The sequence below is a fragment of the Halomonas sp. 3H genome, from assembly GCF_024206005.1.
In the GTDB taxonomy this organism is placed as follows: domain Bacteria; phylum Pseudomonadota; class Gammaproteobacteria; order Pseudomonadales; family Halomonadaceae; genus Halomonas; species Halomonas campaniensis.
In genome coordinates this window covers 2,798,017-2,811,818 of record NZ_CP100360.1, presented here as the reverse complement: position 1 = coordinate 2,811,818, position 13,802 = coordinate 2,798,017, and the positions used below count along the sequence as shown (strand labels likewise).

Below are 13,802 nucleotides of genomic sequence, written 5' to 3'. Positions count from 1 at the left end.
GGCTCTCCTATCCTTGTGCTAGCGAGTCGACGATGCGGCGATAGCTGGCAAAGCGCTCGGGGTGGATCTCGCCCCGCTCCACCGCCTCGAGCAGCGCACAGCCCGGCTCGTGGCGATGGCGGCAGTCGCGGAAACGGCAGCGCCCGAGGTGGTCACGAAACTCGATGAAGCCCTCGGCGACCTGCTGCTCGTCGAGGTGGACCAGCCCGAACTCGCGGATTCCCGGGGAGTCGATCAGCTCGCCACCCGCAGCGGGCAGGGCATAGAGGCGCGCCGTGGTGGTGGTGTGGGTTCCCTTGCGCGAATCCTTCGACAGCGCACCGATGCGAAGTTCCTCGTCGGGCAGCAGCCGGTCGATCAGCGAGGACTTGCCCACGCCGCTCTGGCCGACAAATACCGAGGTGCGTCCGGCCAGGCGGGCATACAGGGCCGAGAGGCCGTCTTCGCGCTCGGTGGTGGTCGACACCACCGGGTAGCCCAGTGACTCGTAGCGTGCCAGCAGGTCGCGCAGCCCGCCGCCCGTCTCGGGCAGCAGGTCGATCTTGTTGAGCACCAGCACCGGGGCGATGCCGGTGGCCTCGGCGGCCACCAGGTAGCGGTCGATCAGGTTGGCGTGGGGCGCCGGCTCCACGGCGAAGACGATCAGGATCTGGTCGATATTGGCGGCCACCGGCTTGAGCTGGCCGCGGGCGTCGGGGCGCTCCAGCACGCTGTCACGCTCGCCCCGGGCCACCACCACGCCCTCCACGATATGGCCCGCGGGATCCTGGCGGCCGCGCCAGATGACCCGGTCCCCGGTGACGAGCCCCTCCAGATTGGCCCGCAGGTGGCAGCGTACCGCCTGGCTGCCCGCCTCGGGGCGCACGTCCAGGGTGCGGCCGAAGTGGGCGGTCACCCGGCCGGGCTGCTCGGGGCCATACTCGCCGGCGGCCAGCTTCTCGCTGTCCTGCTCGTCCTTTCGCGCGGCGCGGGCGGCGCGTTCGGCCTGGATCTTGTCGATACGCCAGCGCTGCTGGCGGCTCAGCTTGCGTTTGCTCATGGAGGCCCGAAGCTCGTTACAATGGAGGTCATTGTACTCACCCAAGGCGCCCGCTGTCGCGAACCGCACGGCGCCCCCCAAGGATTCCCCATGAGCCACAGCAACGACGCCAAGGACCCCCGCCAGCACCGCCTGGTATGGATCGACCTGGAGATGACCGGTCTCGACCCCGACCGTGAACGCATCATCGAGGTGGCCACCCTGGTCACCGATGCCGAGCTCAACGTCGTGGCCGAGGGCCCGATGATCGCCGTGAAGCAGCCAGACAGCCTGCTCGACGGCATGGATGCCTGGTGCACGAAGACCCACGGCGAGTCGGGCCTGACGGCCCGCGTGAAGGCGAGCACCATCGATACTGCCGAGGCCGAGCGGCAGACCCTCGAGTTCCTGCGCGAGCACGTGGCGCCTGGCACCTCGCCCATGTGTGGCAACAGCGTCCACCAGGACCGCCGCTTCCTGGAGCGCGAGATGCCCGAGCTGCTGGCCTTCTTCCACTACCGCAACCTGGACGTCTCCACCCTCAAGGAGCTGGCGAAGCGCTGGAACCCCGGCGCCATGGCGGGCTTCCAGAAGCGCAACGTGCACCTGGCCATGGATGACATCAAGGAGTCCATCGCCGAGCTCGCCCACTACCGCACCACCTTCCTGCGCCTGGCTGACGCCGAGAGCGACGAGGAGGAGTAGGCCCTTCGGGCAGCGCCCAGCTACAAGCGCCTAGCGCCCAGCAGCTCACTGACGGGCGGCAGGTGGCGAGGAAGAAAACGAAAAAAACCGCCGGAGCCAAACTTCGGGGGGCGTTGGTACCAGCACCAGCGGTGGTTGCATCCTGCTCGGCGCTCGGCGCTCGGCGCTCGGCGCTCGGCGCTAGCCGCTGACGATCAGCGCCTGGCGCTTCTCCCGCTGGCGGGCCAGTGCCCAGCGCACGTGCTCGCGCACCAGCTCGGAGGGGTAGGGCAGCCGCGCCCACAGGGCGGCCTCCACGACCTCGCTCCAGGGGGCGTTGCCGAGCCCCACGGCGAGGTTGCGCAGCCAGCGCTCGTAGCCGATGCGGCGCAGCGGGCTGCCGGCGGTCTTCTCCAGGAACTCCGCCTCGCTCCAGGCGAAGAGCGTCACCAGGCTGGCGCGGTCCAGGTCATGGCGGGGGGCGAAGTCGGCCTCCCGGGTGACGCGGGTGAAGCGCGTGAAGGGGCAGACCAGCTGGCAGTCGTCGCAGCCGAACACCCGGTTGCCCATGGCCGCACGAAAGCGCTCGGGAATGGCGCCGTGAAGCTCGATGGTGAGGTAGGAGATGCAGGCCCGGGCGTCCACCACCCGGTCCTCGACGATGGCGCCGGTGGGGCAGGCCGTGCGGCAGGCGCTGCAGCTGCCGCAGTGCTCGCCCTCGAAGGGCGCGTCCACCGGCAGCGGCAGGTCGGTGTAGAGCTCGCCCAGGAAGAACAGCGAGCCCGCCTTCGGGTTCAGCAGCATGGCGTTCTTGCCGAACCAGCCGAGCCCCGCCTTGCGCGCCAGCGCCCGTTCCATCACCGGCGCCGAGTCCACGAAGGCGCGGTAGCCGAAGGGGCCCGCCTCGGCCTCGATCCGCTGGGCGAGCGTGGCCAGGCGCTTGCGCATCAGCTTGTGGTAGTCGCGGCCGGTGGCATAGCGCGAGACGTAGGCGGTCTCCGGCTGGCCCAGCACCTTGGCGGTCTCCACCTCGGCGGGCAGGTAGTCCAGGCGCACGCTGATCACCCGCAGGGTCCCCGGGACCAGCTCGGCGGGGCGGGTGCGCCGGGTGCCGTGCTTGGCCATGAAGCCCATCTCGCCGTGATGGCCGGCCGCCAGCCAGCGCGCCAGGCGGGCCTCGTCCTCGGCCAGGTCGATGTCGGTGATGCCGACCTGCTGGAAGCCGAGCTCGCGCCCCCAGGCCTTGATGCGGTCGGCCAGGGGGCGCAGGTCGGTGGCGTCGTCGTGGGCAGACGAGGAGCTCATGATCGCGGAAACACCGTGCAGGGGGCCGGCATCACTTGGCGCCGGCCGCGGAGGCTTTACACTGTTCTTTAACTACCGCCATGGTAAAGCATCGGGCCCAGGGAGACACCGCATGGCCGACACTCGATCCGCCTCGTCGCTGCATCCGCTCTACCGCGCCGACCAGGTGCGCGAGCTCGACCGGCGCACCATCGCCGCCGGTATCGAGGGGTTCGCGCTGATGCAGCGCGCCAGCGCCGCCGCCTGGCAGGTGCTGCGTGCGCGCTGGCCCGAGGTGCGCTCGCTGACGGTGCTGTGCGGCGCCGGCAACAACGGCGGCGATGGCCACGTGCTCGCGGCGCTGGCCGCCGCCGAGGGGCTGGCCGTGCAGCGCGTCCTGCTCAAGGGCATCGATGAACTCGCCGGCGACGCCCGGCGTGCCGCCGACATGGCCACGGCGGCGGGCGTCGCCGCCGAGCCCTGGGAGGCCGGCATGGCCCTGCGCGGCGAGCTGCTGGTCGATGCCCTGCTGGGCACGGGGCTCTCGGGCGAGGTGCGCGGTGCCTTCCGCGAGGCCATCGCGGCGGTCAATGCCAGCGGCAGGCCGGTGCTGGCCATCGACATTCCCTCCGGGCTGCATGCCGACACCGGCGCGTTGCTGGGCGAGGCGGTCAAGGCCTCCGCCACGGTCACCTTCATCGGCGACAAGCTGGGGCTCTACACCGGGGCCGCCGCCGACCACGTCGGCGACCGGGTCTTCCGCGACCTGGGCGTGGACGCGGCGGCCGAGGCCGACCTCGTCCCGGCGGCCCGGCTGCTGGAGGCGAGGCTGGTCGATGCCTGGCTGCCGCCTCGCCCCCGCGCCGCCCACAAGGGCGACTGCGGCCACGCGCTGATCCTCGGCGGTGCGCCGGGCTTCGGCGGGGCGGCGCTGCTCGCCGCCGAGGCCTGCGCCCGGCTGGGTGCCGGCAAGGTCAGCCTGGCCACCGCGCCTGCGCACGTCACGGCCAGCCTGGTGCGCCGCCCCGAGGTGATGGCCCACGGCGTGCGCGGCGCCGCCGACCTGGGCGGTCTGCCGGCGCTGGCCAACGCGCTGGTGGTGGGCCCCGGGCTTGGCCAGGGCAGCTGGGGCCAGGCCATGCTCCAGGCCGCCCTGGACGCCGACCGGCCACTGGTGGTGGATGCCGACGGCCTCAACCTGCTGGCGACGCGCTTCGCCGGGCTGCAGCGCGACGGCTGGATCCTCACGCCCCATCCCGGCGAGGCGGCGCGCCTGCTTGGCATCGGTGCCGTCGAGGTGGAGGCCGACCGGCCCGCCGCCGTGCGGGCGCTGCGCGAGCGCTGGGGCGGGGTGGTGGTGCTCAAGGGCGCCGGCACCCTGGTGGCCGGGCCGGAAGGAGTCGCCGTCTGCCCCTTCGGCAATCCCGGCATGGCCAGCGGCGGCATGGGCGATGTGCTCTCCGGGATGCTGGGGGCGCTGCTGGCCCAGGGGCTGCCGCTGGAGGTCGCCGCGCGGCTCGGCGTGCTGCTGCACGCCCGGGCCGCCGACCTGGCCGGCCGCGATGCCGGAGAGCGTGGTCTGCTGGCCGGCGATCTGGCATCCTATGCGCGAATTCTGGTCAACCCGACGATGGGCGAGGACGATGCTGCTGCGACTCGATGACGAAGACCGCCAGATCCTGCTGGGCGAGTGCCTGGGGCAGGCCCTGGAGGGCGTGGGGCGGGTCTACCTCGAGGGGGAGCTGGGGGCCGGCAAGACCACCCTGACCCGCGGCATCCTCAGGGCCTGCGGCCACCGCGGGGCGGTGAAGAGCCCCACCTACACCCTGGTCGAGCCCTACGTGCTCGACGGCGTGCGGGTTCACCACTTCGACCTCTATCGCCTCGGTGACCCCGAGGAGCTCGAGTTCATCGGCGGCCGCGACCTGCTCGCCGATGACGCCCTGTGCATCATCGAATGGCCCGGGCGCGGCGAGGGGTGGCTGCCGAGGCCGGACCTACGGATCACCCTGACCCTCTCGGGCAGCGGCCGCGAGGCGCGTCTCGAGGCCGAGAACGACCATGGCCGGCAGGTGCTGGCGCGGCTCGAGGCGATGTCCGCGCTGGCCGATTGCCACCCCGCGGCCGGCAGCCGCGAAGTGGAGGGCGAGTCGACGCGATGAACAGCCGACGCCTCCTGCGCTGCCTGGCCGCGGCGGCCCTGCTGCTGCTTCCCCTGGCGCCTCTCCAGGCGGGCCAGGTAGACAACGTTCGCCTGTGGGCCGCGCCGGACCATGCCCGGCTGGTGTTCGACCTCGCCTCGCCGACCCGGGCCAGCGTCTTCGGGCTCGACAACCCGCGGCGCCTGGTGATCGACCTCGACGACAGCCGCATGGCCGCCGACCTGGCCGGTGTCGACCTTGCCGGCAGCGCGATCAGCCGCATCCGTAGCGGGGTGCGCGACGGCAACGGCCTGCGCGTGGTGCTGGAGCTCGAGCGCGAGGTCGAGCCCCGCCACTTCACCCTTGCCCCCAACGACCAGTACGGCCACCGCCTGGTGGTGGACCTGGAGTATCCCGGCGAGAGCGCGGTGGAGGACCCCATCGACCCCATCGAGGCGATGATCCGCGAGCAGGAGATCGTGGCCAGCCGGGCCCGGGCCGAGGCGGGTGGCAGCGCCGCCCGGGTGGCGCCCGAACCCGCCGTGGCGCTGCAGCAGGCCCAGCCCCACCCCAAGCGCGACATCATCATCGCCATCGACCCCGGCCACGGCGGCGAGGACCCCGGGGCCATCGGGCCCGGCGGTACCCGCGAGAAGGACGTGGTGATGGAGATCTCGCGTCGCCTGCAGCGCCTGGTCAACGAGACCGAGGGGTTCCGGGCGGTGATGATTCGTGATGGCGACTACTACGTCGGGCTTCGCCAGCGCACCCAGATCGCCCGCGAGCAGAAGGCCGACTTCTTCGTCTCCATCCATGCCGATGCCTTCAACAGCCCGCGTCCCAACGGCAGCTCCGTCTATGCGCTCTCCCAGCGCGGGGCCACCTCCGAGACCGCCCAGTGGCTGGCCGAGAGCGAGAACCGTGCCGACCTGATCGGCGGCGTCGACGGCAACCTGTCGCTGCGCGACAAGGACGAGGTGCTGCGCGGGGTGCTGCTCGACCTGACCATGACCGCGACGCTCAACGATTCCCTGGCCATCGGCGGCCAGGTGCTCGACCGGCTGGGTGGCGTGAACCGGCTGCACAAGTCTCGGGTGGAGCAGGCGGGCTTCATGGTGCTCAAGTCCCCCGACATCCCCTCGCTGCTGATCGAGACCGGCTTCATCTCCAACCCCGACGAGGAGCGCCGGCTGCGCGACCCGAACCACCAGCAGGGGCTGGCGCGGGCCATCTTCACCGGCCTGAGCGACCACTTCCAGCGCAACCCGCCCCCCGCCAGCCTGCTGGCCTGGCAGCGCGACAACCAGCGCAGCACGGCGGGCAACGAGTACCGCATCCGCCCGGGCGACACCCTCTCCCAGATCGCCGAGCGCCACGGGGTGCCGGTCGCCCAGCTGAAGCAGGCCAACGAGCTCAACGGTGACGTGATCCGGGTGGGCCAGGTGCTGCGCATTCCCCGTTCCTGAGTCCGAGCCCATGACCGAACCACGACGCATCCGGGTCCTCGATCCGCGACTGGCCAACCAGATCGCCGCCGGCGAGGTGGTGGAGCGCCCCGCCTCGGTGGTCAAGGAGCTGGTGGAGAACGCCATCGATGCCGGCAGCCGGCGAATCGAGGTGGACCTCGAGGCCGGCGGTGCCCGGCTGATCCGCGTGCGCGACGACGGCAGCGGCATCGGCGAGGAGGACCTGCCGCTGGCCCTGTCGCGCCACGCCACCAGCAAGATCCTCTCCCTCGAGGAGCTCGAGGGGGTGGCGAGCCTGGGCTTCCGGGGCGAGGCGCTGGCCTCGATCAGCTCGGTCTCCCGGCTCGAGCTGGTCTCCAACACCGATGACGACCCTACCGCCGGCTGGCGGGTGGTGGCCGAGGGGCGCCAGATGGAGCCCCGGGTCTCGCCGGCCCCTCATCCCCGCGGCACCTCGGTGACGGTGCGCGACCTGTTCTTCAATACCCCGGCGCGGCGCAAGTTTCTGCGCACCGAGAAGACCGAGTTCGGCCACGTGGAGGAGGCCTTCCGCCGCCAGGCGCTCTCCCGCTTCGACATCGGCTGGGTGCTGCGTCACAACCAGAAGACCCTGCACCAGCTGCGCCCCGGCGACGACCCGGTTGCCCGCGAGCGGCGCATCGCCTCGCTGCTCGGCAAGGGATTCCTCGAGAACGCCCTGCACCTGGACCTGGGGGCCGCGGGGCTGCGCCTGTGGGGCTGGGTGGGCCTGCCCACCCATTCCCGGGCCCAGGCCGACCAGCAGTACTTCTTCGTCAACGGCCGGGTGGTGCGGGATCGCCTGGTGGCTCACGCCATTCGCCAGGCCTACCGGGACGTGCTCTTCCACGGCCGCCACCCGGTCTTCGTGCTCTACCTGGAGGTCGACCCCACGGTGGTGGATGTCAATGTCCATCCCACCAAGCACGAGGTGCGCTTCCGCGATGGCCGCATGGTCCATGACTTCCTCTTCTCCAGCCTGCACCGGGCCCTGAGCGAGAGTCGGGCCGGCCACCCGGGCGGCGAGCACCGGGAGACGGGCGGCGGCGAGGCGCCCCAGGGCGACCCGGCCGGCACGCCGGCGGGCGAGGGCGGCGACCGGGTCGCCGAGCGTGGTGGCCTTTGGCAGCAGCAGCCCATGGCGCTGCCCGGGCGAGAGGGCGAACGCGTCACCCCCGACCGGGTCCGCGCCTTCATGGACGGCTACCGCAGCCTGCACCCCGACCACGAGGAGAGCCTGCTGACGCCCCAGCCGGCTTCGTCCGGGGCCGGGGGCGCCGCGGCCGGGGTGGCCTTGGCCGAGCGTCAGGCCGCGCCGGTGTCGCCGCGGCCGGCCCTGCCCGAGGCCGACGATACCCGGGCGCCGCCGCTGGGCTTCGCCGTGGCCCAGCTGCACGGGGTCTACATCCTGTCCCAGAGCGAGCGAGGCCTGATCGTGGTGGACATGCACGCCGCCCACGAACGCATCGTCTACGAGCGCATGAAGGCCCAGGTGCACGGCGGGCGTCTCGAGGCCCAGCCGCTGCTGGTCCCGGTTTCGCTCGCCGCAAGCCCCGCCGAGGTGGCCACCGCCGAGGCGGAGCGCGAGGCCTTCGCCCGCTTCGGGGTGGAGCTCGACGTGGCCGGCCCCGAGACCCTGCTGGTGCGCCAGCTGCCGGCGCTGCTCATCGATGCCGACGTGGAGCCGCTGGTCCGCGACATGCTCGGCGACCTGGAGCGCTACGGCCGCTCCGACCGAATCGAGGCCCATCTCAATGAGCTGCTGGCCACCATGGCCTGCCACGGCAGCGTGCGCGCCAACCGCCAGCTGACCCTGGCGGAGATGAACGCCCTGCTGCGCGACATGGAGCGCACCGAGCGCAGCGGCCAGTGCAACCACGGCCGCCCCACTTGGACCGAGATGAGCATGAAGGATCTGGACCGCCTCTTCCTGAGGGGGCAGTAGGTAAACGTTTTCCACCCGCGTGGCGAGAAGCGCCGGGGACAGGCCAAAGAGGAGGTCCTATGCCAGGGGTGAGGAGCACTGCTCCGAACGGGCTGGCCATGGATGGCCAGCACCGGTCCTGCAAGCGGAGCAGGATGCGAGAGCGCCGCAGGGCATCGGTAGCGCCCAGGGATGGGTTTACAGCGCCTCCTCGACGGCCTGACGCCGGATCAGCTTCTCTATCCCCAAGTTGAGACACCCGATGTCAGATACCCGACCGCCCGCCATCCTGCTGGTGGGGCCCACCGCCGCCGGCAAGACCGATCTCGCCATCGCGCTCCACGAGCGCCTGGGCCTCGAGCTGGTCAGCGTCGACTCCGCCATGGTCTACCGCGGCATGGACATCGGCAGCGCCAAGCCCTCGGCGGAGGAGCTGGCCCGTGCGCCGCACCGGCTCATCGACATCCGCGACCCCGCCGAGCCCTACTCGGCGGCCGACTTCCGCGAGGATGCCCTGCGCGAGATGGCCGAGATCACCGCCGCCGGCCGCGTGCCGCTGCTGGTGGGGGGGACCATGATGTACCTCAAGCGCCTGTTGGAGGGCGTCGCCAATCTCCCGGCGTCGGATCCCGCGCTGCGCGCCGAGTTGGAGGCCGAGGCCGCCCGCCACGGCCTGGCGGCGCTGCACGCGTCGCTCGCCCGGGTCGACCCTGCCTCGGCGGCGCGCATCCACCCCAACGACCCGCAGCGGCTGATGCGTGCCCTGGAGGTCTATCGGGCCAGCGGCCGCACCCTCAGCGAGCTGTGGGCCGAGCAGCGCCCGGAAACCTTTCCCTGGCGCACGCTGTCGATAGGTCTTGCCCCGGCGGATCGTGCCGTGCTGCACGAGCGGATCGCCCACCGTTTCGCAGCCATGCTGTCGGGCGGCCTCATCGAGGAGGTGGCGGCGCTGCGGGCGCGCGGCGACCTGCACCCGGCCCTGCCGTCGATCAGGAGCGTCGGCTACCGCCAGGTCTGGGAGTATCTCGACGGTGCGGTCGACCTCGAGACCCTGCAGCATCGCGGCATCGTCGCCACCCGGCAGCTGGCCAAGCGCCAGCTGACCTGGATGCGCAGCTGGGCCGGCCTCGTGTGGGTGGATAGCCTGGGGGCCGACCCCCTGGGCAAGGTGCTGAAACTCGTGCGCGAATTCGGCAGTTAGCGTAAGATACGCCTTTCCGGTAGCCGGATGGCCAGGCCCCTCCGCGAGAGGGCGGGCGACGCCATGTGCAAGGCCAGCGAAACAACGTCAACCCCAGAGACAATTTCAGGGAGAGCAACATGTCCAAAGGGCAGTCCCTTCAAGACCCGTACCTGAACATCCTGCGCAAGGAGCGCATCCCGGTATCGATCTTCCTGGTCAACGGCATCAAGCTGCAGGGCCAGATCGAGTCGTTCGACCAGTTCGTCATCCTGCTGCGCAACACCGTCAGCCAGATGGTCTACAAGCATGCCATCTCCACCGTGGTGCCCTCGCGCAACGTGCGCCTGCCGGCCCAGGATCCTGCCGCGCCGCAGGAAAGCCAGTGAGGTAATGATTGTTTTTTGAACGTCCCGACGCCGGTGAGACGGCGGTACTCGTCCATGTGGATTTCCACGACGAACAGGAGCGCGAGGATCCGGGTGAGTTCCTCGAGCTGGTGCGTTCCGCTGGCGCCGAGCCGGCCACGCTGCTGACCGGCAGCCGCCATCGGCCGGACCCACGAACCTTCGTGGGCTCCGGCAAGGTGGAGGAGCTGCGCGAGGCGATGGCCGTGCACGGTGCCGAGCTGGTGATCTTCAACCACGCCCTCAGCCCTTCCCAGGAGCGCAACCTCGAGCGCGTGCTCAAGTGCCGGGTGCTCGATCGTACCGGCCTGATCCTCGATATCTTCGCCCAGCGGGCGAGGACCCACGAGGGCAAGCTCCAGGTCGAGCTCGCCCAGCTGGAGTACATGTCGACGCGGCTGATCCGCGGCTGGACCCACCTGGAGCGCCAGAAGGGCGGTATCGGCCTGCGCGGTCCCGGCGAGACCCAGCTCGAGACCGACCGTCGCCTCCTGCGGGCCCGTATCAAGGCGATCCACAAGCGCCTCGACAAGGTGCGTAGCCAGCGCAGCCAGAACCGCCGGGCCCGCTCCCGGGCAGAGATTCCCAGCGTCTCGCTGGTCGGCTACACCAACGCCGGCAAGTCAACGCTCTTCAACGCCCTGACCGAATCCAAGGTCTATGCGGCCGATCAGCTGTTCGCTACTCTCGACCCCACGCTGCGACGCCTGGAGGTTGAGGACGTCGGGCCGGTGGTGCTGGCCGATACCGTGGGCTTCATTCGACACCTGCCCCACAAGCTGGTCGAGGCCTTTCGTGCCACCCTGCAGGAGGCCGCCGAGGCGACCCTGCTGGTCCACGTGATCGACGCCGCCGATCCGGATCGCGAGCTCAACGTCGCCCAGGTCGAGGCGGTGCTCGACGAGATCGGTGCCCTCGAGGTGCCGTCGCTCAAGGTGATGAACAAGATTGACCTGCTCGACAGCGCTCCGCGCATCGAGCGTGACGGCGAGGGCCGCCCCGAGGTGGTGTGGCTCTCCGCGCAGGAGGGCCGGGGGCTGGAGCTGCTGGCCCAGGCCCTGGCCGAGCGGCTGGCGGACGACGTGATCGACCTCTCGCTCAGCCTTGCCCCGGAGCAGGGCAAGCTGCGCGCCGGCCTTCACGAGCTGGGCGCGGTCCGCGAGGAGGCATTCGACGACCAGGGGCATACCCTGCTGCAGGTGCGCCTGCCGCGGCGCGACTTCATGCAGCTGATGGCCCGGCTCGGCGAGCGCGCCGCCGACTACCTGCCCGCGGAGCTGCAGGAGCGGGCCGTCTGGGAGGAGTGAGGCCCAGGGCCACGCCGCCTGCCGTCCACGACCGGGATGCGGGCGGCACAGACAACGACAAGGTCGACAGGCGCCGCGGGCCACTCGCCGGCGGCGCCAACAGGATCGCAACCGACGCCCGCCCCTGGAGCCCCTCCAGCGGCGGGCGGCAACGCACAGTGGAGAAGACCTATGGCCTGGAATGAGCCTGGTGGTGGCAACCAGCACGACCCCTGGAGTGGTGGTGGCGGCCGACGCGGTGGCGGCAACGGAGGCGGCGGCGGTGGCAACCGTGGCGGCAACCAGGGCCCCCCCGACCTGGACGAAGCCCTGAAGAAGTTTCAGGACAAGCTCAACGGCATGCTCGGCGGCCGCGGCGGCAAGCGCGGCGGCGGTGGCGGCAAGGGCGGTGGCGGCAAGCCCCGCAACACCTTCGCGCTGCCGGGGCTGCTGATCGTGGTGGCCCTGGCGATCTGGGCGGCCACCGGTTTCTACCTGGTCGACCAGTCCGAGCGGGGCGTGGTGCTGCGCTTCGGCAAGTTCCAGGAAGTGGTCAGCCCCGGCCTGCACTGGAACCCGCCGCTGATCGATGACGTGCGCATGGTCAATGTCACGCGGGTGCGCTCGCTGACCCAGACCCAGTCGATGCTGACCCGCGACGAGAACATCGTCGAGGTCGAGATCTCGGCCCAGTACCAGGTGGCCAACCCCCGTGACTTCGTGCTCAACGTGCGCAACCCCCAGCTCTCCATCGAGAATGCGCTGGACAGTGCGCTGCGCCACGTGGTCGGCGGCACCGACATGATCGATATCCTGACCTCGGGCCGTGAAATCCTCGGCAGCTCCGTGTCCAGCCGCCTGCAGTCCTACCTGGACAGCTACGGCACCGGCATCCGCCTGCAGACCATCAACATCGAGTCCACCACGGCGCCCGGCCCGGTCATCGACGCCTTCGACGACGTGATCCGGGCCCGCGAGGACCGTCAGCGGACCATCAACCAGGGCATGGCCTACGCCAACGCCATCATCCCCGAGGCCCAGGGTCAGGCCCAGCGCCTGGTCGAGCAGGGTCAGGGTTACCGCGAGTCGGTGGTGGCGGAAGCCCGCGGTCAGGCCAACCGCTTCAACGCGCTGCTCTCCCAGTACCAGAGCTCGCCGGCGATCATGCGCGAGCGTCTCTACCTGGACGCCATCGCCGAGGTCTTCGGCAGCACGCCGAAGGTGCTGGTCGACGTGGCCGACGACAGCCCGCTGATGTACCTGCCCCTCGATCAGATGGGCAGCGGCGGTGGTTCGGCCGGCAGCTCGGGCGAGCGCCTGGGCGAGCAGGGCGAGCTCGACCCGCGGGTGCTGGAGCGCCTGCGCTCCGGTGAGACCGGCACGAGCTCCAGCAGCAACAGTGGAATCCGCAGGGAGGGCCGCTAAATGATCAACAATCGTTCCCTGCTCATCGTCGGCGGCCTGGCCGCCGTGGCCTGGCTGGCCAGCAACAGCCTCTACGTGGTCGACGAGACCGAGCGTGCCGTCAAGCTGCGTTTCGGTGAGGTCATCGAGGAGAACATCCAGCCGGGCCTGCACTTCAAGGTGCCGATCACCCAGACCATCCGCAAGTTCGACACCCGGGTGCTGACGCTGGACACCGACACCAGCCGCTACCTGACCCTCGAGCAGAAGGCGGTGATCGTGGACTCCTACGTCAAGTGGCAGGTGGTCAACCCGACCCGCTACTACGAGGCCACCGCCGGAGACGAGATGATGGCGATCCGCCTGATCCAGCCGCGGGTCGACGAGAGCCTGCGTAACGAGTTCGGCCGCCTGGATCTCCAGCAGATCATCGCCGAGCGTCGCGACGACCTGATGATCGGGCCGACCCAGGACCTCGATGCCCTGCTGCGCGAGGAGCTCGGTGTCGCCATCGTCGACGTCCGCGTCAAGCGGATCGACCTGCCCGACGACGTGTCCGCGGCGGTCTTCGACCGCATGCGCTCCGAGCGCGAGCGGGAGGCACGCGAGTGGCGCGCCCAGGGCCAGGAGGAGGCCGAGCGCATCCGCGCCAATGCCGACCGGCGCCGCCAGGTGCTGCTGGCCCAGGCCACCGAACGTTCCGAGACCCTGCGCGGTGAGGGGGATGCCGAGGCCGCGGCGATCTTCGCCGATGCCTACTCCCAGGATCAGGAGTTCTTCGGCTTCTGGCGCAGCCTGAACGCCTACCGCGAGAGCTTCCAGGGCGACGGCAACATGCTGGTGCTGGATCCCTCCAGCGACTTCTTCCGCTACCTGAAGAGCGCCGTTCCCAGCGGAGAATGAGCGCGCGTTGCGCCGGGGTTCATCCCCGGCGCAAACGTGGTAGACTCCTGCAACCGGGCGTGGCCCGGTTTTTTTGTGGCCGTCTGC

Annotated in this window: 12 protein-coding genes; 10 read left to right on the top strand and 2 right to left on the bottom strand. The window is 70.8% G+C overall.

Annotated elements, in window-relative coordinates:
- Positions 1-7: 7 nt before the first annotated feature.
- On the bottom strand, positions 8-1,039 hold the full coding sequence (gene rsgA / locus NFC98_RS13090; RefSeq protein WP_254275372.1) for a small ribosomal subunit biogenesis GTPase RsgA: 1,032 nt from the start codon (positions 1,037-1,039) through the stop codon (positions 8-10).
- Positions 1,040-1,129: 90 nt separating this feature from the next.
- Between rsgA and orn the strand changes: the two genes are divergently transcribed.
- Complete coding sequence (orn, locus tag NFC98_RS13085; protein ID WP_254275371.1) at positions 1,130-1,723, top strand: oligoribonuclease; 594 nt, start codon at positions 1,130-1,132, stop codon at positions 1,721-1,723.
- Positions 1,724-1,903: 180 nt separating this feature from the next.
- On the opposite strand, the gene queG is transcribed toward orn, so the two are convergent.
- Entirely contained in the window at positions 1,904-3,007 is a 1,104-nt protein-coding gene (queG, locus tag NFC98_RS13080; RefSeq protein WP_254275370.1) for a tRNA epoxyqueuosine(34) reductase QueG, read from the bottom strand.
- A gap of 112 nt (positions 3,008-3,119) precedes the next feature.
- On the opposite strand from queG, the gene NFC98_RS13075 reads away from it, so the two are divergent.
- The 9 genes from NFC98_RS13075 to hflC all read left to right on the top strand — a co-directional run bounded on the left by NFC98_RS13075 (position 3,120) and on the right by hflC (position 13,715).
- Positions 3,120-4,649 carry an NAD(P)H-hydrate dehydratase gene (locus NFC98_RS13075; protein WP_254275369.1) on the top strand — a complete coding sequence of 510 codons (1,530 nt, stop codon included), beginning with the start codon at positions 3,120-3,122 and terminating at the stop codon, positions 4,647-4,649.
- A complete protein-coding gene (gene tsaE / locus NFC98_RS13070; RefSeq protein ID WP_254275368.1) occupies positions 4,630-5,148 on the top strand; it encodes a tRNA (adenosine(37)-N6)-threonylcarbamoyltransferase complex ATPase subunit type 1 TsaE in 519 nt (172 codons plus the stop codon). Before NFC98_RS13075 ends, tsaE begins: the two co-directional genes overlap by 20 nt.
- A complete protein-coding gene (locus NFC98_RS13065; protein ID WP_254275367.1) occupies positions 5,145-6,593 on the top strand; it encodes an N-acetylmuramoyl-L-alanine amidase in 1,449 nt (482 codons plus the stop codon). The genes tsaE and NFC98_RS13065 overlap by 4 nt, the downstream gene beginning before the upstream one ends.
- Positions 6,594-6,603: 10 nt before the next feature.
- Complete coding sequence (gene mutL, locus NFC98_RS13060; RefSeq protein WP_254275366.1) at positions 6,604-8,556, top strand: DNA mismatch repair endonuclease MutL; 1,953 nt, start codon at positions 6,604-6,606, stop codon at positions 8,554-8,556.
- 241 nt (positions 8,557-8,797) lie between these two features.
- The gene (gene miaA / locus NFC98_RS13055) at positions 8,798-9,736 is read left to right on the top strand and encodes a tRNA (adenosine(37)-N6)-dimethylallyltransferase MiaA (RefSeq protein WP_254275365.1); all 939 of its coding nucleotides are present in this window, start codon (positions 8,798-8,800) and stop codon (positions 9,734-9,736) included.
- A gap of 119 nt (positions 9,737-9,855) precedes the next feature.
- Positions 9,856-10,104, top strand: a complete 249-nt coding sequence (gene hfq / locus NFC98_RS13050) for an RNA chaperone Hfq (protein ID WP_183331615.1) — start codon at positions 9,856-9,858, stop codon at positions 10,102-10,104.
- Between the two features lie 8 nt (positions 10,105-10,112).
- The gene (gene hflX, locus NFC98_RS13045) at positions 10,113-11,429 is read left to right on the top strand and encodes a ribosome rescue GTPase HflX (RefSeq protein ID WP_254275364.1); all 1,317 of its coding nucleotides are present in this window, start codon (positions 10,113-10,115) and stop codon (positions 11,427-11,429) included.
- 171 nt (positions 11,430-11,600) lie between these two features.
- On the top strand, positions 11,601-12,833 hold the full coding sequence (hflK, locus tag NFC98_RS13040; RefSeq protein WP_254275363.1) for an FtsH protease activity modulator HflK: 1,233 nt from the start codon (positions 11,601-11,603) through the stop codon (positions 12,831-12,833).
- Positions 12,834-13,715 carry a protease modulator HflC gene (gene hflC, locus NFC98_RS13035; RefSeq protein WP_254275362.1) on the top strand — a complete coding sequence of 294 codons (882 nt, stop codon included), beginning with the start codon at positions 12,834-12,836 and terminating at the stop codon, positions 13,713-13,715.
- Positions 13,716-13,802 lie beyond the last annotated feature (87 nt).

Bases quoted from the DNA above. Each gene is read 5' to 3' on its own strand.
- rsgA (WP_254275372.1), bottom strand. From the start codon at position 1,039: ATGAGCAAACGCAAGCTGAGCCGCCAGCAGCGCTGGCGTATCGACAAG.
- orn (WP_254275371.1), top strand. From the start codon at position 1,130: ATGAGCCACAGCAACGACGCCAAGGACCCCCGCCAGCACCGCCTGGTA.
- queG (WP_254275370.1), bottom strand. From the start codon at position 3,007: ATGAGCTCCTCGTCTGCCCACGACGACGCCACCGACCTGCGCCCCCTG.
- NFC98_RS13075 (WP_254275369.1), top strand. From the start codon at position 3,120: ATGGCCGACACTCGATCCGCCTCGTCGCTGCATCCGCTCTACCGCGCC.
- tsaE (WP_254275368.1), top strand. From the start codon at position 4,630: ATGCTGCTGCGACTCGATGACGAAGACCGCCAGATCCTGCTGGGCGAG.
- NFC98_RS13065 (WP_254275367.1), top strand. From the start codon at position 5,145: ATGAACAGCCGACGCCTCCTGCGCTGCCTGGCCGCGGCGGCCCTGCTG.
- mutL (WP_254275366.1), top strand. From the start codon at position 6,604: ATGACCGAACCACGACGCATCCGGGTCCTCGATCCGCGACTGGCCAAC.
- miaA (WP_254275365.1), top strand. From the start codon at position 8,798: ATGTCAGATACCCGACCGCCCGCCATCCTGCTGGTGGGGCCCACCGCC.
- hfq (WP_183331615.1), top strand. From the start codon at position 9,856: ATGTCCAAAGGGCAGTCCCTTCAAGACCCGTACCTGAACATCCTGCGC.
- hflK (WP_254275363.1), top strand. From the start codon at position 11,601: ATGGCCTGGAATGAGCCTGGTGGTGGCAACCAGCACGACCCCTGGAGT.
- hflC (WP_254275362.1), top strand. From the start codon at position 12,834: ATGATCAACAATCGTTCCCTGCTCATCGTCGGCGGCCTGGCCGCCGTG.